This window comes from Vibrio sp. 1874, from assembly GCF_033344395.1.
Taxonomy (GTDB): Bacteria; Pseudomonadota; Gammaproteobacteria; order Enterobacterales; family Vibrionaceae; genus Vibrio; species Vibrio alginolyticus.
Window position 1 is genome coordinate 121,520 of sequence record NZ_JAWPOR010000003.1, and the last position, 26,861, is coordinate 148,380.

Below are 26,861 nucleotides of genomic sequence, written 5' to 3' on the forward strand. Positions count from 1 at the left end.
GTAAATAACACCTGAATATGGATTGCAATATGTAGAGAGTGTCATTCAGCCGACACATAGGAGTTACCATGATTGACGTAGTTGATCTATCGCGGTTGCAGTTTGCACTGACAGCGATGTATCACTTCCTATTCGTACCATTGACCCTTGGTATGGCCTTCCTTCTGGCCATTATGGAATCGATGTACGTAATGACGAACAAGCAAATCTATAAGGACATGACCAAGTTCTGGGGTAAGCTATTCGGTATTAACTTTGCACTTGGTGTGGCGACAGGCCTTACCATGGAGTTCCAGTTTGGTACGAACTGGTCTTACTACTCCCACTATGTAGGTGATATCTTCGGTGCACCGCTAGCGATCGAAGCACTTGTCGCATTCTTCCTGGAGTCAACTTTTGTTGGTCTATTCTTCTTCGGGTGGGATCGTCTATCTAAACGCCAACACTTAGCGGTTACCTGGCTTGTGGCACTAGGCTCTAACTTCTCTGCTCTTTGGATTCTTATCGCAAACGGCTGGATGCAAAACCCAGTAGGCGCAGATTTCAACTTCGAAACCATGCGAATGGAAATGGTGAGCTTCTCTGAGGTTGTACTAAACCCAGTTGCTCAGGTTAAGTTCGTGCATACGGTTGCTTCTGGTTACACTTGTGGCGCAATGTTTATTCTAGGCATCAGTTCATACTACCTATTAAAAGGTCGTGACATTGCGTTTGCTCGTCGTTCGTTTGCTATTGCTGCTTCTTTCGGTATTGCAGCTATCTTATCTACCATCGTTCTTGGTGACGAATCTGGCTACGAGCTTGGTGAAGTTCAAAAAGTGAAACTCGCTGCAATTGAAGCAGAGTGGCACACTGAACCTGCACCTGCCGCATTTACGTTATTTGGTGTTCCTAACCAGGAAACGATGCATACCGATTACGCAATTAAGATCCCTTACGTAATGGGTATTATCGCGACACGTTCTTTTGATGAGCAAGTAACAGGTCTTCGTGATTTACGTGATGAACACGTCGATCGTATTCGTGACGGCATGTACGCTTATGAACTTCTAGAGAAGCTTCGTGCGGGCGATAAGTCAGAAGAAAACATGACTGCGTTTGATGAAGTGAAAGGTGACCTAGGTTACGGTCTACTTCTAAAACGCTACACAGACAATGTTGTTGATGCAACAGAAGAGCAAATCCAAGCTGCTGCGGACGACTCAATCCCAACAGTATGGCCGCTATTCTGGTCATTCCGTATCATGGTTGCTTGTGGCTTCATCATGTTGTTTGTCTTTGGTGCGGCGTTTATCCAAACGTGTCGTCAGAAGATTGAGCAGAAACAATGGATTCTAAAAGCTGCACTATTTAGCATTCCACTACCTTGGATTGCAATTGAAGCGGGTTGGTTCGTCGCTGAGTACGGCCGTCAACCTTGGGCTGTAGGTGAAATTTTACCAGTGCATGTTGCAGCTTCTGCACTAACTGCAGGTGAAATCTGGACTTCACTCTTCGCAATTCTGGCGCTATACACGGTATTCCTGATTGCAGAAGTTTACCTAATGTTGAAATTCGCTCGTAAAGGTCCAAGTAGCCTGAAAACGGGTCGCTACCACTTCGAGCAAAATGCTGACTCTGTTGAAGACAAAGTTAGTCGCCAAGTAGAAGCGTAAGGTAAGGAGATAACAAGATGTTTGATTACGAAATCTTGCGACTCATCTGGTGGGTACTAATCGGTGTTCTACTAGTTGGTTTTGCAGTAACAGACGGCTTCGATATGGGTGTAGGCGCGCTTGTACCTATCATCGGTAAAAACGACACGCAACGCCGTGTCATGATTAACTCAATTGCTCCTCACTGGGATGGTAACCAAGTTTGGCTTATCACTGCTGGTGGTGCACTGTTCGCAGCTTGGCCTTTGGTTTACGCAACGTCATTTTCAGGCTTCTACTTAGCGATGATTTTGACACTAGCAGCGCTATGGCTTCGTCCTCTGGGCCTAGACTACCGCTCTAAAATCGAAGATCCAAAATGGCGCAATACCTGGGATATCTGTATCTCAATCAGTGGTTTTGTTCCGCCAATCATCTTTGGTGTAGCGTTTGGCAACCTTCTACAAGGTGTACCATTCCAATTGAGCGAGTTCTTGATGCCAACATACCATGGCTCATTCTTTGGTCTACTAAACCCATTTGCACTGTTGTGTGGTCTAGTAAGCTTGTTCATGATTTTGATGCAAGGTTCTACTTGGCTACAAATGAAAACAACAGGCGAAGTGCATGTGCGTGCGCGCAACGTTGCTCAGTTGGCTGGTTTACTGACGGTTGCTGCGTTTGTAGCGGCTGGTTTCTGGATCCAAAATATCGATGGCTACGTCATTGTTGGCGGTATCGACACTAACGCTGCTTCTAACCCTCTAAACAAAGAGGTTATCCGTGAAGCTGGTGCGTGGATGAAGAATTTTGAAAACTACCCACTACTATGGGCTGCTCCTGTATTAGGTGTTGCAATGCCGCTTCTCGCTGTATTGGCATCTCGTCTTGAAAAATGTGCGATTTCGTTCATTACTTCAAGCTTGGGTGTTGCTGGTGTTATCTTTACTGCAGGTTTTGCGATGTTCCCATTCATCATGCCTTCAGACTTAATGCCAAGCCACAGCTTAACAATGTGGGATGCAACGTCATCTGAGCTGACTCTGAACCTAATGACAGGCGTTGCGTTTGTTATGGTGCCAATCATCCTTGGTTACACATCTTGGACTTACTACAAGATGTTTGGTCGCCTTGATGACCAGTACATTGAAGACAACAAAAACTCACTTTACTAAGGAGCATTTACTATGTGGTATTTCGCATGGATTCTAGGTGTACTACTTGCTTGTGCATTCGGTATCATCAACGCTCTTTGGCTAGAGCACTCAGAAATGATGGATAAAGACAGTGAGTAACCTCGCTGATAAGGTAGCGAAACTTCACGCACCAATGGATAAGACTCTGCTACGAGTCTTATCTCTCATCCTTGGCTTTATGCACGTAGGATTGGTGATGTGGGACCCTGAAGCTTACCATCAAGCAATTGGTGGTTTTAACTCAATCACCGCACCAGCACTGATTTGGTCTGTATGTTCAAGCATGGTGTATGGGGTGGGCTTCAAGCCAAGAAACTGGTACTGGCAAGTTTTGTTTAGTCCTTATTTCTCGTTAGCTATCTTAATTTATCTAACGGCACTTTATTTCATTTAGGCTGAAATATGCTGTAATAAAGTCGGTTACTAAATCATCGAATAAAAGCTAGGTATCTCGCCTAGCTTTTATTTTTTCTACAAATTTCAAAAATATTTCCTTAGCTCGGTACCAATTGCTGTCGCTTCAGTTATAGTAATTACTTTAAAGAATTGAATATATTGGTACTCCCTTGCAAGGCACATCAAATCTCTTTCACTGGCCGATCACTGTGTACTATGAAGACACTGATGCGGGCGGTGTTGTATATCATTCTAATTATCTAAAATTCTTTGAGCGCGCACGGACAGAGATGTTACGTGCTAAAGGCATTTCTCAACATGTGTTACTGGAACAAAATATCGGCTTTGTTGTCCGACACATGGATATCGATTTCAACCAAGGCGCTAGGCTGGACGAGCATCTGACAGTCGTAACCCGAGTGTCAGAAATAAAACGTGCTTCTCTGCAATTCTGTCAAGAGTTGGTCAATGATCAAGGCAAGATATTGTGCAAGGCCTCGGTTAAGGTAGCATGTATCGATAATAAGAAAATGAAACCAATAGCTATTCCAACCTTTATAAATTCGGAGCTAACAAATAGTGACTGCTGATATTTCCATTTTAGATCTCTTTCTTCAGGCCAGTCTGTTGGTAAAGCTTGTGATGCTGACGTTGCTTGGCATGTCAATTGTGTCATGGGCAATGATCATCAAGCGCAGCAAAGTGCTTTCTCAAGCGTCAAAAAATGCAGAGCAGTTTGAAGACAAATTTTGGTCGGGTACTGATCTTTCTCAGCTTTACCAAAAAGTAAAAGCGCGTAAAGACGAAATTGAAGGCACAGAAGAAATCTTCTACGCAGGTTTTACAGAGTTTGCTCGCCTACGTAAGAGCAACGCAAATTCACCAGCTTACATCATGGAAGGCACTGGCCGCGCAATGCGCGTTGCTGTTTCTCGTGAAGTAGATGAGCTAGAAACAAGCTTACCGTTTTTGGCAACAGTCGGCTCTATAAGCCCTTATATCGGCCTATTTGGTACCGTTTGGGGCATCATGCACGCCTTTATTGCGCTGGGTGAAGTAAAGCAAGCTACGCTGTCTATGGTTGCACCGGGTATCGCCGAAGCACTTATCGCGACAGCGATGGGTCTATTTGCGGCTATTCCGGCAGTAATGGCGTACAACCGCCTAAGCAATAAAGTGAGTAAACTAGAGCACACTTACGCAACATTTTCTGAAGAATTCCACAGCATCCTTCATCGTCAAGCGATGGCTGGCCGAGACAGCGCGGATAAGGAATAAAGCATGGCGGGTTATCAACCTAAAAAGCGAAAAATGACAGCGGAGATCAACGTTGTTCCGTATATCGACGTAATGCTCGTACTGTTGATCATTTTTATGGCGACCGCTCCATTTGTGACTCAAGGCGTCGACGTTGATCTTCCGAAAACATCGACCGCAGAATCTATGCAAGACCTTGCTGGCGAGACTGACAGTAGCTTTATTATCATCGAAATTGATAGCGAGGGTAATTTAGGCCTAAGCGTAAATGATGAAGAAGTTCAGCGAGGTTTGTCGTTGCAAGATGTTATTGTGCGAGTGAAAGCGGAGCGAGAGGTTAAGCCGGATTCACCAGTTGCGGTAGGTGGCGACGCGGCAACACCATATGCCGATGTTGTTCTATTGCTAGATGAACTAAGTAGAGCTGGTATCCCTAAGGTAGGTCTAATGACCGATATCAGGGAATAGACATCAATTATCTATGAAAGATCACAAGAAGAAACCCAACCAATACGCCAAACCGATAGCAATATCGGTTGGTTTGCATGCAATTCTAGTTGCAGCCCTGCTTTGGGGGACGGACTTCAACATGTCTAAACCAGAGCCTACAGGGCAAATGGTTCAAGCTGTTGTCATCGATCCAAAACTTGTGCAGCAACAAGCGAAAGAAATTCGCCAGCAACGCGAAAAGGCAGCGAAAAAAGAACAAGAGCGTCTTGATAAACTGAGACGCGAAGCAGAGCAGCTAGAAAAAAACCGCAAAGCTGAAGAAGAGCAAATTCGCAAGTTGAAAGAGCAGCAAGCGAAAGATGCTCAAGCGGCGCGAGAAGCAGAAGCTGCACGTAAGAAAAAAGAGCAAGAGCGCAAGCAGGAAGAAGAACGTGTTCGCAAAGAAAAAGAGCGAGCTGCTAAGCTAGAAAAAGAGCGCAAGGAAAAAGAAGAAGCCGTGCGTAAAGCTGAGCAGGAGCGTTTAGCAAAAGAAGCGGCTATAGCAAAAGCTGAGCAAGAACGTTTGGCTCGTGAAAAAGCAGCAAAAGAAGCGGAAGAAAAAGCACGTCGTGAGCGTGAAGCTGCTGAAAAAGCTGAACAAGAGCGCATTGCAAAAGAGAAAGCGGCAAAAGAGGCAGCGGAGCGAGAGCGTAAAGCGAGAGAAGCAGCTGAGCGTGCCGAGCGTGAGCGTAAAGCTCAAGAAGCCGCGTTAGATGATATTTTTGCGGGTCTCGAGGATGAGGTCAGTAAAAACAGTGCTGCGCGCAATCAATTTATTGACGACGAACTTTCTCGTATGTCATCCATCTATACTCAAAATATTCAGCAAAAGCTGATTAAGGATGACTACTTGCTGGGAAAGGAGTGTAGGGTAAACATCAAATTGATTCCGACAGGAACTGATATGATGGTCTCTGGTGTTACCGTTTTGAGTGGCGATACTCGAGTATGTGCTGCGGCGAAGCGAGCAATAGCTCAGGTAGGGACGTTCCCTAAATCTTCAGAATCAGCGGTCAATGAAAGACTAAAAGACATCAACATAACTGTTGCTTTGGACTAAAAGGAATAAGACGTGATTAGACGCCTTTTACTAGGAATGTTTGTACTGTTTAGCAGTATGACAAATGTGGCGAATGCCGCATTAGAGTTGGTCATTACCGATGGTATTGATTCAGCACGACCAATTGCTGTTGTTCCGTTTAAGTGGGAGGGCACACAAGCGCTTCCAACGGATGTTTCTGCTGTTATCGCCTCGGATTTACAACGTAGTGGTAAATTCAGCCCAGTTCCAACGAGCAAAATGCCACAAACACCGTTCAGTGAATCAGAAGTTAATTTTGATGCTTGGACCAATTTAGGTGTGGATGCGCTATTGACTGGTTCAATCAAGCAAAACGACCAAGGTGACTACGTTATCAACTATCAACTTGTTGATATTGTGCGTGGTCAGTTAACAGGTGGGAAGAGTAAGGCGCTTGGTAGTGACGGTGAATTGGTTCTGTCAAAAGATCATGTGCTGTTCAATAAAGTAGCCACTGTTCAAGGGCCTCGTATGCGTGAGTACGCTCACCGTATCTCTGATTTGGTGTATGAACAGTTAACTGGCGACCGTGGCGCTTTCATGACTCGTATCGCATATGTGGTAGTGAACGATAAAGACCGTTTCCCTTACCAACTTCGAGTCGCTGATTACGATGGCTACAATGAGCGTCTGGTTTTACGTTCTAAGCAACCATTAATGTCACCAGCGTGGTCACCAGATGGTAAAAAGCTTGCGTATGTTAGCTTCCAAAATGGCCAAGCAGAAATCTTCATCATGAACATCTACACCGGTGAACGTGAGAAAATTACTTCATACCCACGTCACAATGGTGCGCCAAGATTTTCGCCAGATGGCAATAAGTTAGCGATTGTTCTTTCTAAAACAGGCTCGCTTCATGTTTATACGTTTGACCTTAACACTCGTAAGCTGACGCAAATTACGCGTGGCAGATCAAATAATACGGAACCGTTCTGGCATCCGGATGGAAAATCGTTGATTTTCACATCGGATAGGGGTGGTAAACCACAGATTTATCAAGTAAATTTGGGCAGCGGTTCTATTGACCGTTTGACTTGGCAAGGCAGCCAAAATTTGGGTGGTCAGATTACTCCTGATGGGCGATTCCTAGTTATGGTGAACCGCAGCAACGCAGGATTTAATTTGGCGAAACAAGATTTGGAAACTGGTGCTCTTCAAGTCTTAACTAAGACCTTGCTTGATGAGTCTCCTAGTATTGCCCCAAACGGTGGCATGGTTGTGTATAGCTCGATTTACAACAAGAAAAACGTACTATCGATGGTGTCAATTGATGGTCGATTCAAGGCTAGATTACCGGCAACAAATGGGCGTGTTCGAGCGCCTGCATGGTCACCGTTTTTGTAGTAATAAGTTTGATTAATAAAGGAAAATAAGATGCAACTGAACAAGGTTCTAAAAGGGCTACTAATCGCGCTTCCTGTAATGGCTGTTACAGCGTGTAGTTCAAGCGACGACGCTGCTTCTAACACTGGTGCAGCAACAAACAACAATGGCGCAGTGGAAACAACAGTAGCTACGCCAATTGATCAAAGCGGTCAGTTGACAGAGCAAGAGCTAAAAGAGCAAGCGCTACGTGAAACTCAAACAATCTACTTTGCTTTTGACAACTCAACAATTGCAGCAGATTACGAAGAGATGCTAGCGGCTCACGCTTCTTACCTAAGCAAGAACCCAGCACTTAACGTAACTATCGAAGGTCACGCTGATGAGCGCGGTACACCTGAGTACAACATTGCTCTAGGTGAGCGTCGTGCACAAGCAGTAGCGAACTACCTACAAGCACTAGGTGTTCAAGCTGACCAAATCTCAATCGTTAGCTACGGTGAAGAGAAGCCACTTCTTCTAGGTCAATCAGATGAAGTTTACGCTAAGAACCGTCGCGCGGTTCTAGTATACTAATTCGAGGTAATCCTCATGTTCAGTAACACTAAGCGCGCTGTTGCGCTTACGTTACTGGCAAGTGCAGCGAACTTTGCGTTCGCTGCACCAGCTCCAGTATCCGATCTCAACAGCACATCATCCGTCTCTAAGAGCCGTTCATCTGAAACGGAAGTAGAACGTCTAGAACGTTTGCTACAAAATCGCAATCGCGTTCAGCTCCAAATGCAACAGCAAATTGACCAAATGTCACAAGAGATCAGTGAATTGCGTGGTCAATTAGAGCGAAATAGCTACGAAATGAAACAAATGTTGCAACGTCAACGTGAGTTGTTTGTCGAGCTGGATCGTGTTCGTGGAGAGATAAAATCCACACCTGCACAAGAAGCACAACCTGTGAAAACAGGTGGCCAGTACACTCCAAATGTTGATGAGCAAACGGCATATCAGAATGCAGTTGACCTCATTCTCAAAAAGCGTGATTACACTGGTGCAATTGCAGCGTTCCAGCAGTTCCAGAAAGATTATCCTGATTCTACATATTCAGCGAATTCTCACTACTGGTTAGGTCAGTTGTACTTCGCTAAAAAGCAGGATGAGGATGCAGTGAAAAGTTTTGCCGCTGTGGTGTCTTATAAGGACTCCAATAAGCGAGCCGATGCGTTGCTTAAGTTAGGCGAAATCGCTGAGCGTAATAACAATGCAGCTCAAGCGAAAAAGTACTACCAACAAGTGGTTGATGAATACCCAGGTAGTGCATCTGCAAAACTTGCCAGCTCTAAGCTGTAAGACGTTATGTTTTAAAAAGGAAGCTTCGGCTTCCTTTTTCTTTTCCATTTTCTGTTGGTGCAGAACGGCTAAGTCGATAGCAATGATGCAGAGCCTCTGACCTTATGTTGCACCGAATTTCGCTACTCGGAAATGCTACCTGTAACAAAGATATACGGCTAGATCGCTAGAAATCCCCGCGACAAGTTGGTTTTTGAAAATTAACGAGGTTACAATACTCGGATTAAAGGAAGTTGCGTAGAGCAAGAGCAATGAGCCATATATTAGATAAAATCGACACTGTTTACCCATTCCCACCGAAACCAGTTCCATTAAGCGAAGAAGAAAAAGCATCTTACATTGAGCGTATTAAAAAGTTACTCAAAGAAAAAGATGCGGTACTTATCGCGCACTACTATACCGACCCTGAGATTCAAGCCCTAGCTGAAGACACTGGCGGGTTTGTTGGTGACTCGTTGGAAATGGCGAAGTTTGGTAATCGTCACCCTGCAAGTACATTGATTATTGGTGGTGTTCGCTTTATGGGCGAGTCGGCCAAAATTCTGACACCAGAAAAGCGCATTCTAATGCCAACGTTGGAAGCGGAATGTTCGCTCGACCTTGGCTGTCCTGCGGATAAGTTCAGCGAGTTTTGTGATGCTCACCCTGATCATACGGTTGTAGTTTACGCAAACACCTCAGCAGCGGTTAAAGCCCGTGCCGACTGGGTCGTTACATCGAGTATTGCGCTTGAAATCGTGGAACACTTAGACGCTGAAGATAAGCCAATTATTTGGGGACCAGACCGTCACCTAGGATCGTACATCGCTAACAAAACTGGCGCAGATATGCTGCTTTGGCAGGGTGAGTGTGTGGTTCATGATGAGTTCTCTGCTGATGCGTTACGAAAAATGAAGAGCGTGTATCCAGATGCGGCTATTTTGGTTCACCCTGAGTCACCAGCAAGCGTCGTAGAACTTGCCGATGCCGTTGGATCAACGAGTCAGCTGATCAAAGCAGCGAAAGAGCTTCCTCACAAACAAATGATCGTTGCGACAGACAAAGGTATTTTCTTTAAAATGCAGCAACTAGTGCCAGAAAAAGAACTTATCGAAGCACCAACCGCAGGTGCAGGCGCAACATGCCGCAGCTGTGCACACTGTCCTTGGATGGCAATGAACGGTTTGAAAGCAATTGAGAAAGCGCTTAGTGAAGGTGGTAAAGAGCACGAGATTTTTGTTGACGAAGAACTGCGTGTTAAATCCCTTATACCACTTAACCGCATGCTAGATTTTGCTGAGCAGCTAAATATGCAAGTGAAAGGTAATGCTTAAAAAGTAGGCGTAACTGAAAGTAAATCTCAAAAACCAGTCGAATATGGCTGGTTTTTTTGTGTCTTACTATCAATGAGTTACTATTGATGCAATCAATGAATATCGAGGTCATAAATTTATGGCGGTGTGGTTAGTAGTTAAAAAGTGGCTTAGTTCACACCTTTTTAAATTGAGCAACCGAAGCCTTCTCATCTTTAGTGGCTTATATGTGAGCCTTTCATGGTGGCTGCTGGTTCTCGCTGGTGAAACAGCATTAACAGACAGTTTCGCTAACTTTATCTATTACCTCATGGTTACGGCGAGTACGGTGGGTTATGGCGACCATTCTCCAGTAACAGATTTGGGTAAATGGGTTGTCGTACTATTTGTAATCCCCGGCGGTTTGAGCTTATTCGCCGCATTATTGGGGCGTGTCGCTGGAGCCGCGATGGACTATTGGCGAGCGGGTATTTTAGGAAAACGGAGAGTAAGAGTGGAAAACCATATTGTATTGTTGGGCTGGAATGGATCGAGGACGATGCACCTTATTCGCATGTTACAACATGAAGAAGAGGGAAAGCGTCCGATTGTTTTATGCAGCCGTTCAGAAATAGAGAACCCGTTACCTGGCGAAATCAGTTTTATCAAAGTGACCAGTTATACCGATTCGCAAGAAATGAAAAACGCCAATATTGCCGAAGCCGCTTGCATTATTGTGGATAATCTCTCGGACGACATTACCTTGTCAGCCGCTCTATACTGCGCATCTGTAAACCCTTCCGCTCATTTGGTCGCTTACTTTAAAGATGAAGCGCTAGGCCGACTTCTAAGTCAGCATTGCCCGAAAGCGGAATGCATACCTGCTGTTGGCGCAGAAATGTTGGCAAAAGCGGCGGTTGACCCGGGCTCAAGTGCGCTTCATCAGGAGCTTTTGGCTTCAACACGAGGTATGACGCAATACTCAGTTATTTATCCCGAGGGTCAGTCTGCCACCACTATTGAGAATCTCTTCGTTTTTCTCAAAAGACGCCATCATGCCACGCTGATTGCTTTTGATATTGGCGATGGTATTCAACTCAACCCAGATTTAGATGCTGAAGTACCCGCGAGTACCAAGCTGTTTTACATTGCAGATGAACGTATTGAAGATTTTGCCTGGAAAGAAATGAACAAGGAACAATAATGCACATGATTGCCGGCCTGTTAGCAGGCTTCCCAAACTTTTTACTCTATTTCTCTGTTTCTATTATTTTTGTATTGGCGTTTAAGTTCATCTACGTCAAGTTGACGCCATACGATGAGTGGCATCTGATCAAAGAAAAACAAAATACAGCAGCAGCGATTGCGCTAAGTGGGGCCTTCCTTGGTTATTGTCTCGCGATTTCGGGGGCGGCAAAAAACTCGGTCAATATCGTCGATTTTATGGTGTGGGGCGTTGTTGCAATGCTTGCTCAAATTATCGCATTTGCAATTGTACGCTTTATTTTACTTCCGAAAGTGGCAGAGCGTATCGAAAAAGATGAACTGCCAGCCGGTATTGTATTAGCCGCAGTTTCTGTTTCGGTCGGCGTATTGAATGCCGCTTGCATGACTTACTAGGAGGAACGATGAAGCGGAGTTCTAACGTTAAACGTTCTTCCATGGACAAAAGCTTAAAGCTTGGGAAAATTCTTCCCTTTGCTGCCTTTGGTGGTATTTTCTTCTTTGCTACGTACGAGTCAAAAACAGAAGGGTACATTTTTTCTGATGCTGATGAGTGTAAATCTAACTCGCCTGAGTTTAGTGAACAGTGTGACATTGCATACCAAGAAGCTTTAGCTCGTGCCGAACAAAATGCCCCTCGCTACCGCAGCGAGTTCGAATGCGAGAATGATTTCTACGAGGATGATTGTTACTACAGTTCCAGTTCCCGAGCTTATGTACCTAACTTTGGCGGTTTTTTTTACAGTCGCTCATTAAGCGGGTTGAAAGGTTATAACAAGAGCTATTACTCAGAGCCGATGTACCGTTATAAATCCAAATTCTATAATGGAGCAGGACAATTCTTTGGCTCCTACCGAAATCAGCCGACCAAAGTTGCGACTAATAGCCTTAATAAACGTGGTGGCGGCACCATTGGCAGGGCGATGTCTCGAGGCGGGTTTGGTAAAGCGGTGTCGGTCAGTCGAGGCGGTTAAAAAGCACTATGTTTCGACGAGAAATACAAGAGCGCGAAAACTGGCGTGAATTAGCACGCCAGTTTGGTTTTGGTTTCCATACCATGTATGACCAACCGTATTGGGATGAGAGTGCTTACTATCAATTCACGCTGGAGCAAATTGAGCGCGATATAGAAGCGCCCACTGAAGAGCTGCATCAGATGTGCCTGGCTATTGTGGATGAAGTCGTTCGGAGTGAGCGGTTGCTGACGCAATGTGCGATCCCTGAATCTATGTGGGAGCAGGTCGCTTCTTCATGGAGACGAAGCGAACCTTCGCTTTATTCGCGGCTGGATTTCGCGTACAACGGGACCTCGCCAGCAAAATTACTGGAAAACAATGCGGATACGCCAACCAGCTTGTTTGAAACTGGCTTTTGGCAGTGGGTGTGGCTAGAAGATGTTGTAAATAAAGGTCGAGTTCACCAGAGCGCGGATCAATTCAATATTCTTCAAGACTTTTTGATCGAGCGCTTTGCCGAAATAGCAAAATACCAACCAGGACAAACACTTCACTTTAGCTGCTGCAAGTACACTGAAGAAGATAAAGGGACTGTCCAGTATTTAGAGGATTGCGCGCGAGAGGCAGGGTTAGCAACGGCATTCGTGCATGTCGAAGATATTGGAGTTACGGAAGATGGTCTGTTTGTGGATGCTGACGACAGAGCGATTCGTTGGATGTTTAAGCTTTACCCTTGGGAGTTTATGTTTGAAGAGGAATATGCGAAGTACTTAGCGACTGCGAACGTAAACTGGTTAGAACCGATGTGGAAGTCGATTCTATCCAATAAAGCACTTTTACCGTTATTGTGGGAGCGCTTTCCTAATCACCCGAACCTTTTGCCCGCTTATTTTGCTAACGATTCAAAAGCGAACACTATGAGAGATTATGTCATCAAGCCACTATTTTCTCGAGAGGGCGCGAACATCGAGATCGTCATCGATGGAAAACGTTTTGTTAAAACGTCAGGGCCTTATGAATCTAAATTCAATATCGTCCAGCAATACCATCCACTACCTAAGTTTGGGCACAACCATACGTTAATTGGCAGTTGGTTGGTCAATGATAGAGCTGCCGGTATTTCGATTAGGGAAGATAGTAGCTTAGTGACTCAAGATATGGCGCGGTATATTCCACATGTAATTTTAACATGATCAAAAAAGCTCTCCATTTGGAGAGCTTTTTGTCTATTCAGCCGTTCAATCTTGATGGTCGACAGCGTTGCGTCTATTGTTCTTCAGCTAATGCAACACCGCGCTGGGTAAGACCACATAACATCACTGGCATTGCATTGAAGATCTCTTCAAACTGCTCTAAGCCTTCCATACCTTGTTCGGCCAATGTTTCAATGGTTGTTTCTGGGTCGTAAAGCATAGTAAGAGAAAGTAAAACACCACCGAGTAGGGCATTATCTTCGCTATCCTCAGGCATCAACGTTTCCCAGTCATCACGCGCAAGTTGCCAGCCTTGTAATACACCTTCACAGAAATCGCGAGCCTGACTTGTTACAATGTCTTGCTCATCTAGCGCGCACCCTGCAGGCCACTGCCAAGTGCCTTCTAGGAGAGCGGGACGAGTTTGGTTCCACATTTGTACAATCTCGTCAATGTACTGCTCTAGTTGTTCACCGTCAGTAAATGGCGCTGTTTCTTCTCCACCCCATAAGAATGGCAACCACTCTTGAGGCATTAATACGTTTGGCGCTGCAGCCATCGCTGTTACAAAGCCTTGAGTTTTTGCTAGGTTTAGTAGTTTACCGTCAAGTTCTGGGAGAGAAAGGATGTCTTGTAGTTTCAAAATAGAATACCATTTGTTAATGGGCTGGTTGATTGCGCTCATCTTACCAATCAATTAGTGATAAATCGATATTAGGGAATGATTCACACATCTATGGAAATTCGCTCATCACTTAGAAAAAAAAGCATTCTCGCCCTAACACTTTACCTGTGCTTCTTTATCGCCACTATCGGTTCTGTCGCCTATTTGGTTGTTGAGCCACCGGTTAGACAAAAGCTAGAGCAAAACCTAGAGTTACGTACCCAACTCCTGGCTCTTGAGATAAAAGAGCCCCTCCTCAGTTCTACAGGTGTATTGAGCAGCTTAGTAGGGCTAGCCCAAGGGACTGAAAATATTCAATCTCTCAACACAATAATTCCACATATACTTCAATTGAGTGACAAGATGCTTGTTAGTGGTGGCGTATGGCCTAAACCCGAACTAAAAGCAGAACAATGGAGATATAAAAGTCTATTCTTCAATAAAAACAGTGATAGTGGTATTGACCAAATTCACTCCTACAATAACCCCGAATCTGGCGGTTATGATAATGAAGCCTGGTATGTCGCTGCCGCCGATGCTCCGGTAGGTTCTGTTAGTTGGTCTACGGTTTACATCGATACCTTTACTCAGGTCCAGATGATTACCGCGTCTTCTCCGTACTACCAAAACGGTCGATTCGCTGGAGTTGTAACGGTAGACCTATCACTTGATGCACTTTTTCAGTTTATTCGAGAGCACACGAACCAGCATTCTTTGGGGGTAGTGGTTCGCGATGCTGACTCAAACGTGATTATTGAACACAACTTTCAACTGACGGACGAAATTTATGTCAGCGAGCTTGATTTCGGAGAGTTCGATTGGCGCATGGAAGTTGTCAACGCAAAAGCTAAAGTCGCCGATCAAGTGTTTGAACAAGTGATGAGCGTTGAGGGGAGGATCATTCCATTTTTGCTCTTGTGTGTCTTGGTCGGTTACTACTTACTGAATCGCTATATTGTTGAACCAATTGTTCGCATTGCCGCTAAGATTGATGACTCGAAAACTGGTGGGATCATAGATATTGACTACGATAGCGATGACGAAATCGGACAGCTTATCGAGAAGTTCAATGAAAAGACGATCTATTTAGAGCAGGAGAGAATAAAAGCTCAGGCTTCGACAAACGCTAAAACGGCATTCTTAGCCACATTGTCCCACGAGATTCGCACACCAATGAACGGTGTACTAGGAACTGCCCAGATACTGTTAAAAACACCACTTACCGATGAGCAGCGTAAGCACCTGAGAACACTTTATGATTCAGGTGATCACATGATGACATTACTCAATGAGATTTTAGATTACTCAAAAATTGAACAAGGGCATGTTGAGTTTGAAAATAAGCCTTTCCCAATTGAGTCGATTATCGGCAGTATCAAGAGTGTTTATCAAACTCTATGTGCAGAAAAAGGTCTTCGCTTTAGAGTCGTCTCGCATTTACCAACGGGTCGTTGGTACAACAATGACAAAGCCCGTTTGCGTCAAGTACTGTTCAATCTACTCAATAACGCTGTTAAGTTCACCGATCGTGGCATCGTAGAGGTAGAGCTAGCCGAGAAATCGAGTAAGGCAGGCACCAAGCTGATACTAAAGGTAAAAGATACAGGAATTGGTATTTCAAAAGAGGCACAAAAACGCATTTTTCGTCCTTTTGAGCAAGCGGAGTCATCAACGACTAGACGGTTTGGTGGTACAGGGCTTGGTTTAGCAATAGTCAAAGAAATCGCGGAACATATGGGTGGGCAAGTGGTTGTAGAGAGTCAGGAGGACGCTGGAACGACTTTTACTGTCGAAATTGCCCTTACACCTTGCAAGCCAGGTAAAGTAGAGTCAATCAATACACATAAATTGAACTGTAAAGGGTTGAAAGCACTCATTGTTGAAGACAACCGAACAAATGCGATCATTATGGAAACTTTCCTCCGAGCCAAGGGCTTTGAGTGCACAAGTGTCGAAAATGGTCAGCTTGCAGTCGATGAGGTTGCGATCAAACCATTTGATTTGATACTGATGGATAATCATATGCCTGTTCTAGATGGCGTTGGGGCCATATCAGCCATTCGAGCAATGAGTTCACCTGCTAAGTCGGTACTGATTTTTGGCTGTACAGCGGATGTGTTCAAAGAAACACAAGAGCGTATGATTAATGTAGGAGCAGACCACATAATAGCGAAACCAATAGTGGAGTCTGAATTAAATGATGCACTGTATCTTCATGCGACACAGTTATATCAGTACCAATCGGACTTTGATGGAAATGCAGCAGATAGCTTTAATACTGAAAAGTGGTTACTCAACTTCTATGTCGCTCTAGATAATGGACATCTTAATGAAGCACTTGAGGCTATTTCAGCGATCATTGCGGAGGCTCCCCTTGAACTCAGTGGCGACGTTTCTTCAGTCGCCGAACGGATAAGAAGTAACTTAAAGCGTCAGCAATCCCCGGACCAAGATGATATCGATACATTAACGATTTTGCTGGCCTCACCATAACTGAATCAATATGGCGCAACTGTGAATTGTTCTTACTATTCATACGTCATCCAGCGTCGTCACAAACTCTTCTAACCTGCAATGAACAGGCTTGCAGTTTTACTTTTACGAGTAAAGCAGCAAGACCTTCTACTGTGATTATATCGGTAATACTCTGAATTTTCGCAGCTTGGTAGCATAAGCTATAGGAGTGACTGTTTACAGTCCGAGTTTTGTTCTAACTTTACGTCAAAATAATTATCGTAACCCCTTTTTATGTAAGTGAAATCCGTGTTTTTGTACCATTTTTACGTGATTTTAGGCGTTTTTACTCGCCATTGGTGAAAAAAACTACTTTTACTTTAAAAGTTGGTTATAAATTTACAACTTAATTTTAAATACAGAACCATAAGCTAGTTTTTGTGTGCTCTAATTGCATCATTAACTGGCTTGGTGTCTTTTTAGTGGTTAATAGTTTTATTATTTTTATTAATTGCAGTGTTTGATTTTAAGGGTTTTGTAAATGAAGTCTCGTGGACCATTTTGTATTCGTCACGCCGCAGCGGATACCTTTGCTATGGTTGTTTTTTGCTTTATCACAGGGATGATTGTCGAGATTTTGATTTCAGGGATGACATTTGAGCAATCTCTAGCATCGCGTACGCTATCGATTCCAGTGAATATCGCCATTGCTTGGCCGTATGGGGTTTTTCGTGATTGGGTGCTGCATCAAGGTAGTAAGGTGTCGCCGTCTTCCTTTATGAAGAACATCTCTGATCTGGTCGCTTATGTACTATTTCAATCTCCAGTTTATGCGGGTATTTTATTCGCAGTTGGCGCGTCTACAGATCAAATTGTGACCGCAGTGGCAAGTAACGCTGTTATTTCTTGTGGCATGGGTGTGTTGTATGGGTACTTCTTGGACATGTGCCGCCGTTGGTTCCGTGTTCCCGGTTATTCTCAAAGCATGTAAATGCCCCAGTTTTGCTCAATTTAGTTACTTAGTGAGCAATCGATTCGAAAAGGGCGCTTTTTTTTATGTTTAGCCTTGACCATCAGGCACATAATCATTAAATTAGCGCCTCGTTAGCCAATGATGCTAACCAAAATTTGATTCGGTGAGTTGTCCGAGTGGCTGAAGGAGCACGCCTGGAAAGTGTGTATACGGCAACGTATCGAGAGTTCGAATCTCTCACTCACCGCCACATTCTAAAAGGTCTGATTTATTAGGCCTTTTTTCGTATCTACACTAAAGTAATGCGTCATTGAAAGTACACAAGAGTGCTCAAGGTGCAAGCGCCATTCTATCTACAAGCCAACTATTCACATCTCACCTCTATACAACGCCAAAATTGAAGATGCTATACAGAGGCAGCCATAATCTGATTGGTGCGGGTTAGCACATCCGCTTTAATCTAGAATCTAGCACCCATATCACATGAGGTATGAATACGGCCACAAGAATGAACGTAGTGCTACTAGATGCTAAGCAAAACAGCCATGAACACGAATACAACAGCAATCATACCAAAGAGATCTGTGTTTAGATTGAGGTCATCAGGGTTAAATTTTTCAATGCTTTGCGTCGTTTTGCATCTTATCTTCATGTTCTTGTCCTTATTTCATGTACGATTTCAACAGCAACATAACATGCAATTGAGTGTTCACAAGTCATAAAAAGCATAAGTATACTTGCACCTCATTGAGCGCAAAAAATACTCAAAGCGTTTTAAAGTGGCGGTCTACCTTTTGTAACATCAAATATTCTTTCTGTTTTTGTGCCTGTATCGCTATAGTTGAGAAACGGTTATCTCGTTCTAGTTAGGAACAAACTACTGGCTGCCGCTACATTCTCTCAGCGTTCCCACTCAGTCGCCTTGGGTAGATACTTTAGTCGTTGAGTACTGCAAAAAAACGCCGCATGAGCAGCGGCGCTTTGTTGAGGAATTCCCTTTCCTACTTGTAGCTAAGTTCTGTCGCTTTGCCTTTGAAGATCCGGTATACCACAAAGGTGTAAAGCAATATCACCGGCATAACAATCATCACACCGTAGCCCACGATTATTAACGTCGCAGGCGAGGAGGCGGCTTCTTGTGCGGTCATTAATCCCGGCACAACTTCTGGGAAGAAGCTATACGCAAGACCAAGAAAGCTCAAGGCGAAAATGACGGTGACACCAAAGAAAGGCCAACGCACACCCAGATCATTCACCATCGGAACCTGACGCAAATAGCGATCAACGAGGAAGATGGTCGCCAACACAATTAACGGAACTGGGGCAAGCAACAAGACTTCTGGGAAACTGAACCAACGCAGGGCAACTTGTTGATTTACAATTGGGTTTACAACGCTCACGACTAAGATTCCTAAGGCTGCTAACCAACCAGCACGACGAGACCAACGTGCTGAACGTATTTGTAAATCACCTTCCGTTTTCAGTACCAACCATGCGCCACCGATGTAAACATACGCCGCCGTTACACAAAGTGCGCTTAACCAAGCAAAGCCAAATGCTTCGGCTGATTGCTCAAATCCCATGATGTAACGACCCACCATGTAACCCTGAGTTAGTGCGGTGATTAGCGAGCCAATTCGGAAGCACCAATCCCAATGAGGCTTATGATCCGAGTTCGCTTTGGCGCGGAAGTCGAACGCCACGCCACGCATGATCAATGCGATAAGCATGATGGCGGTCGGCATATAAAGCTCAGTCAAAATCAAGCTATGAGCGGTAGGAAAGGCAATTAGCAGAATACCGACGGCTAACACTAACCACGTTTCATTCGCGTCCCAGAAAGGGCCAATAGACGCTATCATTCGGTCACGTTGCGCTTCATTATCACTTGGCAACAGGATACCGACGCCAAGGTCGTAGCCGTCGAGCACGGCATACATAAAGACCGAGAAGCCAAGCAGCAGAAGATAAATTTCTGGTAGATAGTCGAACATGATTAGGCCTCTTGTTGTGTCAGTGGGACTTCATGGGCTGCAACGTCTTTGCGCGCCAAATAGAACAGGGTATGGATGTACGCAACCAGCAATGCCGCGTAAATGGCTAAGTACATAATGAGCGAAGTCATCACACTACTGCTCGCAACCGTGGTGACGGCTTCTGATGTACGCAATACACCGCTGACCAACCAAGGTTGTCGACCAATCTCAGTAACATACCAACCCGCCAGTGTGGCTATCCAACCAGAGAACGTCATAGCTAACACTGTGTACAGGTAAGGTTTAGGTAGCGCTTTTTTGCGTGCTAGCTTCACCGCGCCATACCAGCTAACCAGCAGCATAAGAATACCCACACCGACCATCACGCGGAAACCAAAGAACAAGGGCTTCACTGGCGGGTGATCAGGTGCAAACTCGTTAAGTCCTCGGATTTCTCCGTCTAAGTCATGAGTAAGAATCAAACTCGCTAACTTCGGGATGCCAACTTCAAAATCATTGCTGCGAGTTTCTTCATTTGGCATCGCAAACAGAAGAAGAGGTGCGCCTTGCTCGGTCTCCCACACGCCTTCCATTGCTGCAATTTTTGCAGGTTGATGTTCAAGCGTGTTTAACCCGTGAAGGTCTCCGACAAAGATTTGAATTGGGATGAATCCAGCCGCCGCGAACAGTGCGACTTTTAGGCCAAGTTTGGCTGAGCGATGATCTGGCTTTTTCATTATTTGATAAGCCGAAATACCCGCAATCAAGAAGCTGGCAGTCAGCGCCGATGCCAATAGCGTGTGCAGAAGACGGTAAGGTAAAGAAGGATTGAAAATAACTTCCTTCCAACTGGTTACATGTACTATTCCGTCAATCACTTCATATCCGCTTGGTGTGTGCATCCAGCTGTTAAGCACCAGAATCCAAAATGCGGACATACTTGTCCCAACTGCAACCAGAACGGTTGCGAGAGTATGAACCCATTCCGGTACTCGTCCTCGTCCAAAAAGCATCACACCAAGGAAGGTGGCTTCCATAAAGAAGGCAGTCATCACTTCGTATCCGAGCAATGGTCCTGCAACGTTTCCGACTCGCTCCATAAAGCCCGGCCAGTTAGTACCAAACTGGAAACTCATCGTAATGCCGGATACCACACCTAAGGCGAAAGTGAGAGCGAATATCTTGACCCAGAAGTAATAAACATCGAGCCATACGGGGGCTTGTGTGCGGTTATATCGCCACTTGAAAAACACCAACATCCACGCCAACGCGATGGTGATGGTCGGGAAGAGAATATGAAAGCTGATATTGGCCGCGAACTGGATCCGCGACAGCATGAGGGTATCTAACATCTTGGTTCCTCAAAAACGTGCCGTGCTAAAAATCGTGTCTATCTGTAATTTAGTTACGAAAAATCGGGCAGTTTGGATTCATGTATCGAGAAATACAGGTGATTCTGTTTTCTTCTAACCATGATTTATATCAACTAAGACAAAGAAAGGAGTGTGGGAAATTGTCTCAAAATGCCGCTAATAGTCGCGAGAAGTGAGTAAAAGAAAGCAAATGTAACTGAAGCCACATGAATTAAGATTAGTTCGAATTATCCTTATGATGGCTTCGATAATTCTGAAATAAAATTACAGAAACAGTGTTTTTAGTAAGGAAAATTGCCTTGCCTTCACTTTGAACCTCCATACTATTTATACACTAGTCATGTCGAGATCATCTCAAACACAGCAAACTTACTGGCAGTTAAGGTGGGAAACTTTAGCTAATTGATAAACTTAAAATTGCACTGCTAATGACATGTGCATCATAAGTTCGTTAGCACTCGACCAGAAGTGCGATAGGCTACATTTTTATACTAGCGAACGATTTGGCTCTAGGTAATTCGGCTTTCACTAGATCAACAAGTCGACTGCGGACCATTTTCGATTCCTGATGAGTTTCAATCCAAACTGACACTTACTTTTCAGCAAGTGTGCTAGTGTCTTTCTTGTTATTTATTAAATAATTAATAAATGCCTATATGGTAAAGAGAGTTGTGGGCAGCTATCTCGAGCAGTAGACTGGCGCTAGCCAGAGAGTCTGACTTTGAGGGGGGCATTCTACATGAACCTTGGATTCTGCCACCGCAAAGCTGATATTGAATTTGATGGAGATGGATAATGAACGACAGTTGGGCTAATTTCTTTCCTTACTTTGCTGGAGCTTTTAAGCTTATTGTATTAGGGATAGGAGCCTACTTAGCCATTAAATGGCATTTTGACGAAGAGCGAAGGGTAAGAGAAGCGGAAGGTGTGGTGTTTGATAACCCAAGTCTCATGAAAAAGTTTGCGAAGACGCTAACTCTGCCATTCCTTTTGTGTCTTCTCGTTCTTCTTGTTATATATGCTACCAACTGGTTCCTGTACTGACAGCGTTATTGTTTGTTGTAGTAAAGTTGAATGCTGCCACCTCTGAGAGTCGAGCCGTAGTTGAAGTTAACGCCTATGCCGAAATTGTCTAACCAATCAAAGGGCTTTGGTGCATAAAATAGCCATCCTATAGAAGCTTCGTAGTAATGCGGGCTTCCCAGTTCATCGCTTAAATCATGCGAAAGGTCGACTCTTTTAATCCCGGTAAATAAAGCTTGCTCACCGTGATAAATATTGTAGTAACCGGTGATTTCATTAGATAGGTACCAACCTTTAGGGTTGCCTATATTGCCGTTATTTGCGCTTCCCCAGCTGTGCCCCATGAATGAATTCAATGTCGAACTGGCATGCCATTTCCCCCAACTTGTGGGAGACGTGTATTTGGCTTTAATGGATGGTTGAACTATTGCCGCCCATGCTGAAACGTTAACGGCACGGCCGTCTAGGATTCTTCCAATGATGGAGGAAAGTTTATTATCGGTAGAGAATGAGTTTTCATAACGCATAAGGTGAGTCGTCGTTCTGGTGCTAAGGGTGACGTTTTCACTTGCTTTGTATAGGTACCCATAACCAATCGACGCACCGTATGTCCTTTCCTTGAGAAGATCCTTACTTGTGCCGAATAGTTTGAGATCATTCTCTGTTTGTATCGTAAATGCCTTAAACGACAGCTCATGTAAGTCCTCGCTGCCCTCTATGTCAAAGTTAGTCGTGTAAGGGAGAACATATACGGATTTGCTTCGACGTTCATTGATTGACTCGTCAGTCCCGAACTCTGGGTTGGCGGTATCAAATAATGCATTCGGATCAAAGTCGCCAATACCAAACGCAATTGCGTCAGTATCGGACAGCAAAACCGCGATAGAAAAACGTTGTTGGAGAAGGTTGCTAATTTCCTTATCTAGTGGATCCGCTTGAGCTGTGTTAGGAAGAGAGAGTAGGAGAGCGAGCGAAACGACTCGCCACTCCACTGAGGCGAAGTTGGGTTGGAACATTTTGGCTCTTTCAAATGGTTCATGCATGGAGTTTTTGGACGTACCGGTACGCTAACATTAGTTTAATCGTTGAATGGTCGGTGTAACTTTGAGAAATCTATGTTTTCTCATATTGATATGAAAAAGTTCCTTAAACGAGTTTAGCTTCAATGTGTATGCTGCACCAGATTTGTTTAGCAACATCATTCTTTTCTGAAGATGTAGCAAGACTTTGTGACTAGGTTGCATTATTTTCTTTAATGCGTCTCTTGAGAGGAAAATAGCAAACTTTTTTATTGCCTTGGCGCTCAAGAAAATCTGAATCGTTCACTGTGCTACTGGTTAACTTCGAAAACTTGTAAGCATCCTGTCTGCCAACATCACGACTAACATCATCAAGGAGTACCCTTAAATACGTCAGATAAACAATGGTTTTTTTGAGCTTTAGAAGAAATGTTCGGACCTTTGCATATTCCGCGGTGGTGCTCAATCCAAGAACTGTGTTTTGTATGTGTTCTTAGTAAATCATTGAGTCGATCTATTCTTCAAAATGTGGTCCCTTTTAATTCACTTTCTGTTACATATTTTTCGTTTTGAAAGAGCATTTTAATTTGCATCTTTTGAAAAGATCTCTTTGTTAAATTTTGTATAAAATCAACTAATTGTTGAAATTAGAACCCTTGTCAAAAAGTCATTAGATTTCATGTTGAATAGCCTCTTTTACCTAATAGTATACTCTATTTGTTTGATATAATTTCCGGCAGTTTGTATACCATAAATAAAGAGAGTCTATTCATGTTCCAGAACTTAACGATCAAGCAGAAGATAGTGATTCCGCTGTCATTGATTATTGGATTGTTTATTGTGAGCTCTGTATTAAACGTTATGACAAGTTGGAAGCAATCTGAATTGAGTGAGACACTCAACGAACGGATCGTGCCGAACTTATTAACGATTGAGGATGCTTACCGCGATCTTTACCAAGCTACATCTGCAATCCAAGGTGTTGCTCTTTCTGATACTCAAACCGATATTGATCACCACATCGGTGAATACAAAGACAACGCATACAAAGCGCTGCCGCGTATGGAACAAATGATTGAGCTATCGCAAGCCGGTGTGACGCCTTCTACACATGGTAATGAAGTTCGAACGCTTGTCTCTTTGGGTGAAAAATGGTTAGCAAGTTATGAGGCGATGCTACGTTTACCTCAATCTCAATGGCGTGGTTACTACAATGAGCACAAACATACCTTTGAAGACCAATTTATCGAGGTTAGAGCGCAGCTTAACGTTGTAAAAGATGCAATAGAAGAAAAGCAAAGCCAATTGAAGGACGAAATATCAGCGGCTGCAACAAGAGCAGAACTCATTCTTGAAGCGGGCATTGTGATTGTTATTCTGGCCGCTATTGCGATGGCGTTTTTGTTGTTGCAAACGGTTGTGAAGCCTATCAATGATATTAAAAATGCGATGACAGAAATTGCGTCCGGTGAAGGTGATCTAAGTCAGCGAATCGATGTAAAAACACAAGACGAAATTGGCAATTTAGCAGACGCATTTAACCAGTTTGTGTCCAAAATTCAAATGACAGTCGCTCAGGTAATTGAAAGCTCAAATACCTTACGTAACGAAATGGCAAATCTTAGCTCGTTGACCACGACCATCGCGAATTCGACCGTTTCTCAGCAAAAAGATAGCGAGGCGGTAGCGGCGGCAGTGCATGAAATGCAAGTCACCAGCAGAAATGTAAGCGATAGCGCTAACGAAGCTGCGGTTGCGAGCCAAACAGCGAATGATGAACTTACCAATACCAATGTTATTTTGGATCAAACGGTTAGCTCAATTCGTAGCCTCGCAAGTGAAATCGAAAGCGCAAGCCACGTCATTAACACATTGGATCATGATGTGAGTAACATTGCGTCCGTACTGGATGTAATTCGTGGTATTGCCGAGCAAACAAACTTATTAGCGCTTAACGCAGCCATTGAAGCGGCTCGCGCTGGAGAGCAAGGGCGAGGCTTTGCTGTCGTAGCGGACGAGGTTCGTTCTTTAGCCAGTCGTACGCAACAGAGTACGGGAGAAATCCAAACCATGATTGAAAAGCTACAATCTGGTGCAGGACAAGCTGTAGAAGTGATGCGCGGTAGCCAAAATAGCAGTGATGAAACGATCAAGTCCGCTGGCCGAGCGAGTGAATCCCTTTCTGAAATCTTGAACGCGATTTCACGTATGAACGAGATGAATACACACATTGCAACGGCTGCGAGCCAGCAAAGTACAGTAAGTGACGAAGTAAATAGCAACGTACAAGGCATTGCAGACAGTAGCACTTCAATTGTGGAAATCGTAAACCAAGCGCAAGCTTCTTTAGCCATGTTGTCAGAGCAAACTCAACGTTTAGATCATCAGGTCAGTCAGTTCAAAGTATAAGCTTGAGAACAGCAATCTCACTGACGAAATAACCCGCTTCTTAGCGGGTTATTTTTTAGATAAGTGGCGAACCTGACTTGTGAAATTTCGACTATATTTACATTCCTTTCTCACTTTAGTTCGTATACCAGAGTGGGCAAATAACCCTAGACAGTGGTAACAAACTCTGTACAGCGTGATGATGCTTTTATCATCACTTTTGCTGCTTTTTAACCATTGCAATTGCACACAGGAAAATGTGATTTCCAACCCAAAATCTTCAAATTTGAGAACTTCATAACACCTTTACCATAAACGTTTTTCGTAAGCGTATAGAACTGTAAATTTTGTTGTATGTACAACACTGGGTATTTATCATCCTAATTAATTTGTTCTGGATATACATCCATTAGTCATTATTAAGTCATTCTAGAAGCTTTTAATAAGGAATCTTGAAGGCTTGTCGGTAGATAAGAGAGAAAAATTCATGAGACGTAAAACCACGCTATCTCTGCTGATTGCGTCGAGCCTTTTTGTGGTTGGATGTCAGCCTAGCGAAGAAGGATCGAGCCAAGGTGGGGGGCCTGCGCCCGCAACCGAAGTAGAAGTGTTAACAGTGCAGCCAACGCGCCAAGCATTAACAGTGGAGTTGCCGGGTCGTAGCCGAGCATTCAAAGAAGCAGAAGTTCGTCCGCAAGTCACTGGCATTATTTCGGAGCGAAATTTTGTTGAAGGTGGCTTTGTTGAACAAGGACAGTCGCTATATCAAATTGATGATTCATCATTTCAGGCGGATTTGCTGAGTGCTGAAGCGGAATTAATCCGTGCGCAAGCTGCGGCAGAGTCGACCTATGCCACGGTGAAGCGTTACAGAACCTTGATCACCAAAAAATCCATCAGCCAACAAGACTTGGATGAAGCAGAAGCGGCATACAAAGAAGCGAAAGCACAGGTCCTCGTCGCAAAAGCCAAGATCAACACAGCAAAAATCAACTTAGATTATACGCAAGTCAAAGCTCCGATTAGCGGGGTGATCGGTAAATCGAGTGTGACAGCGGGTGCGTTGGTTACGGCTAACCAAGCTGCCAAATTAGCGACCATTCAGCAGCTTGACCCTATCAATGTTGATATTGTGCAATCATCCGCGCAACTGTTGCGTTTGAAAGCATCATTCTCCCAAGGCCATATGCAAGAAGATGACTCTGCGCAAGTTACATTGATGCTTGAAGATGGCAGCACTTACGAACACAAAGGCACAATGAAATTTACTGAGGTCAATGTGAACGAAAGTACGGGCAGCGTGACGCTTCGTGCCGAATTCCCAAACCCTGACGGTTTGTTGCTACCTGGAATGTTTGTTCGTGCGACGGTCATTACTGGTGTCGACCCTGATGCGATTCTAATACCACAAAATACGGTCTCTCGTGATGCGACAGGTAAAGCGACAGTGATGACGGTTAATGGCGAGAACAAAGTGGAAGCGAAACCAGTGAAGACTGCCGAAGCGATCAATAGCCAATGGCGCATTATTGATGGTTTGAACGCGGGTGATAAAGTCATTACCGCCGGTTTACAAAAGGTAGGGCCAGGCAGTTCGGTAACTATCCAAAACGGTGAACAGGAGTAA

At 44.2% G+C, this 26,861-nt stretch carries 26 protein-coding genes and 1 tRNA gene; 22 read left to right on the plus strand and 5 right to left on the minus strand.

Features of this window, described 5'->3' with window-relative positions:
- The first annotated feature begins 68 nt into the window (after window positions 1-68).
- From cydA to R8N46_RS08030, 16 genes are all read left to right on the plus strand, one after another.
- On the plus strand, window positions 69-1,655 hold the full coding sequence (cydA, locus tag R8N46_RS07955; RefSeq protein ID WP_005378311.1) for a cytochrome ubiquinol oxidase subunit I: 1,587 nt from the start codon (window positions 69-71) through the stop codon (window positions 1,653-1,655).
- Window positions 1,656-1,672: 17 nt separating this feature from the next.
- Window positions 1,673-2,809 carry a cytochrome d ubiquinol oxidase subunit II gene (gene cydB / locus R8N46_RS07960; RefSeq protein ID WP_006742909.1) on the plus strand — a complete coding sequence of 379 codons (1,137 nt, stop codon included), beginning with the start codon at window positions 1,673-1,675 and terminating at the stop codon, window positions 2,807-2,809.
- A 12-nt stretch (window positions 2,810-2,821) separates the two neighbouring features.
- Window positions 2,822-2,929: a cytochrome bd-I oxidase subunit CydX gene (gene cydX, locus R8N46_RS07965; RefSeq protein ID WP_000270284.1), complete on the plus strand. Its 108-nt coding sequence runs from the start codon at window positions 2,822-2,824 to the stop codon at window positions 2,927-2,929.
- On the plus strand, window positions 2,922-3,224 hold the full coding sequence (ybgE, locus tag R8N46_RS07970) for a cyd operon protein YbgE (protein ID WP_025766908.1): 303 nt from the start codon (window positions 2,922-2,924) through the stop codon (window positions 3,222-3,224). Before cydX ends, ybgE begins: the two co-directional genes overlap by 8 nt.
- 172 nt (window positions 3,225-3,396) lie before the next feature.
- Window positions 3,397-3,816 (plus strand): tol-pal system-associated acyl-CoA thioesterase, encoded by a 420-nt coding sequence (ybgC, locus tag R8N46_RS07975; RefSeq protein WP_017820044.1) that lies wholly within the window; start codon window positions 3,397-3,399, stop codon window positions 3,814-3,816.
- The gene (gene tolQ, locus R8N46_RS07980; protein WP_005378301.1) at window positions 3,806-4,504 is read left to right on the plus strand and encodes a protein TolQ; all 699 of its coding nucleotides are present in this window, start codon (window positions 3,806-3,808) and stop codon (window positions 4,502-4,504) included. Before ybgC ends, tolQ begins: the two co-directional genes overlap by 11 nt.
- 3 nt (window positions 4,505-4,507) lie before the next feature.
- Window positions 4,508-4,951 carry an ExbD/TolR family protein gene (locus R8N46_RS07985; protein WP_005378298.1) on the plus strand — a complete coding sequence of 148 codons (444 nt, stop codon included), beginning with the start codon at window positions 4,508-4,510 and terminating at the stop codon, window positions 4,949-4,951.
- A 13-nt stretch (window positions 4,952-4,964) separates the two neighbouring features.
- Window positions 4,965-6,032, plus strand: coding sequence for a cell envelope integrity protein TolA (tolA, locus tag R8N46_RS07990; protein WP_042522108.1), 1,068 nt, complete (start codon window positions 4,965-4,967; stop codon window positions 6,030-6,032).
- 12 nt (window positions 6,033-6,044) lie between these two features.
- Window positions 6,045-7,397, plus strand: a complete 1,353-nt coding sequence (gene tolB, locus R8N46_RS07995) for a Tol-Pal system beta propeller repeat protein TolB (RefSeq protein ID WP_005387925.1) — start codon at window positions 6,045-6,047, stop codon at window positions 7,395-7,397.
- A 30-nt stretch (window positions 7,398-7,427) separates the two neighbouring features.
- The gene (gene pal / locus R8N46_RS08000; RefSeq protein WP_005378293.1) at window positions 7,428-7,952 is read left to right on the plus strand and encodes a peptidoglycan-associated lipoprotein Pal; all 525 of its coding nucleotides are present in this window, start codon (window positions 7,428-7,430) and stop codon (window positions 7,950-7,952) included.
- A 15-nt stretch (window positions 7,953-7,967) separates the two neighbouring features.
- Window positions 7,968-8,720 carry a tol-pal system protein YbgF gene (ybgF, locus tag R8N46_RS08005; protein ID WP_005378285.1) on the plus strand — a complete coding sequence of 251 codons (753 nt, stop codon included), beginning with the start codon at window positions 7,968-7,970 and terminating at the stop codon, window positions 8,718-8,720.
- 251 nt (window positions 8,721-8,971) lie between these two features.
- Window positions 8,972-10,033 (plus strand): quinolinate synthase NadA, encoded by a 1,062-nt coding sequence (gene nadA / locus R8N46_RS08010; protein ID WP_017635054.1) that lies wholly within the window; start codon window positions 8,972-8,974, stop codon window positions 10,031-10,033.
- Between the two features lie 118 nt (window positions 10,034-10,151).
- Window positions 10,152-11,195, plus strand: coding sequence for a potassium channel protein (locus tag R8N46_RS08015; protein ID WP_017635053.1), 1,044 nt, complete (start codon window positions 10,152-10,154; stop codon window positions 11,193-11,195).
- Window positions 11,195-11,611 carry a DUF350 domain-containing protein gene (locus tag R8N46_RS08020; protein WP_005378281.1) on the plus strand — a complete coding sequence of 139 codons (417 nt, stop codon included), beginning with the start codon at window positions 11,195-11,197 and terminating at the stop codon, window positions 11,609-11,611. The genes R8N46_RS08015 and R8N46_RS08020 overlap by 1 nt, the downstream gene beginning before the upstream one ends.
- A gap of 8 nt (window positions 11,612-11,619) precedes the next feature.
- Window positions 11,620-12,189, plus strand: coding sequence for a DUF1190 domain-containing protein (locus R8N46_RS08025; protein WP_025766906.1), 570 nt, complete (start codon window positions 11,620-11,622; stop codon window positions 12,187-12,189).
- Window positions 12,190-12,197: 8 nt separating this feature from the next.
- Window positions 12,198-13,364, plus strand: a complete 1,167-nt coding sequence (locus R8N46_RS08030) for a glutathionylspermidine synthase family protein (RefSeq protein WP_042522104.1) — start codon at window positions 12,198-12,200, stop codon at window positions 13,362-13,364.
- Window positions 13,365-13,437: 73 nt separating this feature from the next.
- On the opposite strand, the gene R8N46_RS08035 is transcribed toward R8N46_RS08030, so the two are convergent.
- Window positions 13,438-14,049, minus strand: coding sequence for a YecA family protein (locus R8N46_RS08035; protein ID WP_005378278.1), 612 nt, complete (start codon window positions 14,047-14,049; stop codon window positions 13,438-13,440).
- A 51-nt stretch (window positions 14,050-14,100) separates the two neighbouring features.
- Between R8N46_RS08035 and R8N46_RS08040 the strand changes: the two genes are divergently transcribed.
- The 3 genes from R8N46_RS08040 to R8N46_RS08050 all read left to right on the plus strand — a co-directional run bounded on the left by R8N46_RS08040 (window position 14,101) and on the right by R8N46_RS08050 (window position 17,705).
- A complete protein-coding gene (locus tag R8N46_RS08040; protein ID WP_115385852.1) occupies window positions 14,101-16,521 on the plus strand; it encodes a hybrid sensor histidine kinase/response regulator in 2,421 nt (806 codons plus the stop codon).
- 502 nt (window positions 16,522-17,023) lie between these two features.
- Window positions 17,024-17,473 carry an L-alanine exporter AlaE gene (locus tag R8N46_RS08045; RefSeq protein WP_005378276.1) on the plus strand — a complete coding sequence of 150 codons (450 nt, stop codon included), beginning with the start codon at window positions 17,024-17,026 and terminating at the stop codon, window positions 17,471-17,473.
- Window positions 17,474-17,617: 144 nt separating this feature from the next.
- Window positions 17,618-17,705: transfer RNA gene (locus tag R8N46_RS08050), tRNA-Ser, on the plus strand.
- Between the two features lie 273 nt (window positions 17,706-17,978).
- Here the strand turns inward: R8N46_RS08050 and R8N46_RS08055 are convergent.
- From R8N46_RS08055 to R8N46_RS08065, 3 genes are all read right to left on the minus strand, one after another.
- On the minus strand, window positions 17,979-18,107 hold the full coding sequence (locus R8N46_RS08055; protein ID WP_005378275.1) for a hypothetical protein: 129 nt from the start codon (window positions 18,105-18,107) through the stop codon (window positions 17,979-17,981).
- Window positions 18,108-18,456: 349 nt separating this feature from the next.
- Window positions 18,457-19,449, minus strand: coding sequence for a cytochrome d ubiquinol oxidase subunit II (locus tag R8N46_RS08060; protein WP_115385853.1), 993 nt, complete (start codon window positions 19,447-19,449; stop codon window positions 18,457-18,459).
- Between the two features lie 2 nt (window positions 19,450-19,451).
- The gene (locus R8N46_RS08065) at window positions 19,452-20,783 is read right to left on the minus strand and encodes a cytochrome ubiquinol oxidase subunit I (RefSeq protein ID WP_115385854.1); all 1,332 of its coding nucleotides are present in this window, start codon (window positions 20,781-20,783) and stop codon (window positions 19,452-19,454) included.
- 816 nt (window positions 20,784-21,599) lie between these two features.
- On the opposite strand from R8N46_RS08065, the gene R8N46_RS08070 reads away from it, so the two are divergent.
- Complete coding sequence (locus R8N46_RS08070; RefSeq protein ID WP_005378271.1) at window positions 21,600-21,848, plus strand: hypothetical protein; 249 nt, start codon at window positions 21,600-21,602, stop codon at window positions 21,846-21,848.
- 5 nt (window positions 21,849-21,853) lie between these two features.
- Here R8N46_RS08070 and R8N46_RS08075 read toward each other — a convergent pair whose 3' ends face one another.
- Complete coding sequence (locus R8N46_RS08075) at window positions 21,854-22,843, minus strand: Solitary outer membrane autotransporter beta-barrel domain (RefSeq protein WP_149191922.1); 990 nt, start codon at window positions 22,841-22,843, stop codon at window positions 21,854-21,856.
- A 774-nt stretch (window positions 22,844-23,617) separates the two neighbouring features.
- On the opposite strand from R8N46_RS08075, the gene R8N46_RS08080 reads away from it, so the two are divergent.
- Both R8N46_RS08080 and R8N46_RS08085 read left to right on the plus strand, forming a co-directional pair.
- Entirely contained in the window at window positions 23,618-25,255 is a 1,638-nt protein-coding gene (locus R8N46_RS08080) for a methyl-accepting chemotaxis protein (protein ID WP_115385856.1), read from the plus strand.
- Window positions 25,256-25,721: 466 nt separating this feature from the next.
- Window positions 25,722-26,861 (plus strand): efflux RND transporter periplasmic adaptor subunit, encoded by a 1,140-nt coding sequence (locus R8N46_RS08085; protein WP_115385857.1) that lies wholly within the window; start codon window positions 25,722-25,724, stop codon window positions 26,859-26,861.

Excerpts from the sequence above, each read along its gene's own strand:
- R8N46_RS08045 (WP_005378276.1), top strand. The coding sequence starts at position 17,024 with ATGAAGTCTCGTGGACCATTTTGTATTCGTCACGCCGCAGCGGATACC.
- R8N46_RS07985 (WP_005378298.1), top strand. The coding sequence starts at position 4,508 with ATGGCGGGTTATCAACCTAAAAAGCGAAAAATGACAGCGGAGATCAAC.
- R8N46_RS08070 (WP_005378271.1), top strand. The coding sequence starts at position 21,600 with ATGAACGACAGTTGGGCTAATTTCTTTCCTTACTTTGCTGGAGCTTTT.
- R8N46_RS08025 (WP_025766906.1), top strand. The coding sequence starts at position 11,620 with ATGAAGCGGAGTTCTAACGTTAAACGTTCTTCCATGGACAAAAGCTTA.
- cydA (WP_005378311.1), top strand. The coding sequence starts at position 69 with ATGATTGACGTAGTTGATCTATCGCGGTTGCAGTTTGCACTGACAGCG.
- R8N46_RS08085 (WP_115385857.1), top strand. The coding sequence starts at position 25,722 with ATGAGACGTAAAACCACGCTATCTCTGCTGATTGCGTCGAGCCTTTTT.
- R8N46_RS08040 (WP_115385852.1), top strand. The coding sequence starts at position 14,101 with ATGGAAATTCGCTCATCACTTAGAAAAAAAAGCATTCTCGCCCTAACA.
- R8N46_RS08065 (WP_115385854.1), bottom strand. The coding sequence starts at position 20,783 with ATGTTAGATACCCTCATGCTGTCGCGGATCCAGTTCGCGGCCAATATC.
- R8N46_RS08015 (WP_017635053.1), top strand. The coding sequence starts at position 10,152 with ATGGCGGTGTGGTTAGTAGTTAAAAAGTGGCTTAGTTCACACCTTTTT.
- R8N46_RS08055 (WP_005378275.1), bottom strand. The coding sequence starts at position 18,107 with ATGAAGATAAGATGCAAAACGACGCAAAGCATTGAAAAATTTAACCCT.
- R8N46_RS08020 (WP_005378281.1), top strand. The coding sequence starts at position 11,195 with ATGCACATGATTGCCGGCCTGTTAGCAGGCTTCCCAAACTTTTTACTC.
- cydB (WP_006742909.1), top strand. The coding sequence starts at position 1,673 with ATGTTTGATTACGAAATCTTGCGACTCATCTGGTGGGTACTAATCGGT.
- cydX (WP_000270284.1), top strand. The coding sequence starts at position 2,822 with ATGTGGTATTTCGCATGGATTCTAGGTGTACTACTTGCTTGTGCATTC.
- R8N46_RS08080 (WP_115385856.1), top strand. The coding sequence starts at position 23,618 with ATGTTCCAGAACTTAACGATCAAGCAGAAGATAGTGATTCCGCTGTCA.
- pal (WP_005378293.1), top strand. The coding sequence starts at position 7,428 with ATGCAACTGAACAAGGTTCTAAAAGGGCTACTAATCGCGCTTCCTGTA.
- tolA (WP_042522108.1), top strand. The coding sequence starts at position 4,965 with ATGAAAGATCACAAGAAGAAACCCAACCAATACGCCAAACCGATAGCA.
- R8N46_RS08030 (WP_042522104.1), top strand. The coding sequence starts at position 12,198 with ATGTTTCGACGAGAAATACAAGAGCGCGAAAACTGGCGTGAATTAGCA.
- nadA (WP_017635054.1), top strand. The coding sequence starts at position 8,972 with ATGAGCCATATATTAGATAAAATCGACACTGTTTACCCATTCCCACCG.
- R8N46_RS08075 (WP_149191922.1), bottom strand. The coding sequence starts at position 22,843 with ATGTTCCAACCCAACTTCGCCTCAGTGGAGTGGCGAGTCGTTTCGCTC.
- R8N46_RS08060 (WP_115385853.1), bottom strand. The coding sequence starts at position 19,449 with ATGTTCGACTATCTACCAGAAATTTATCTTCTGCTGCTTGGCTTCTCG.
- R8N46_RS08035 (WP_005378278.1), bottom strand. The coding sequence starts at position 14,049 with ATGAGCGCAATCAACCAGCCCATTAACAAATGGTATTCTATTTTGAAA.
- ybgF (WP_005378285.1), top strand. The coding sequence starts at position 7,968 with ATGTTCAGTAACACTAAGCGCGCTGTTGCGCTTACGTTACTGGCAAGT.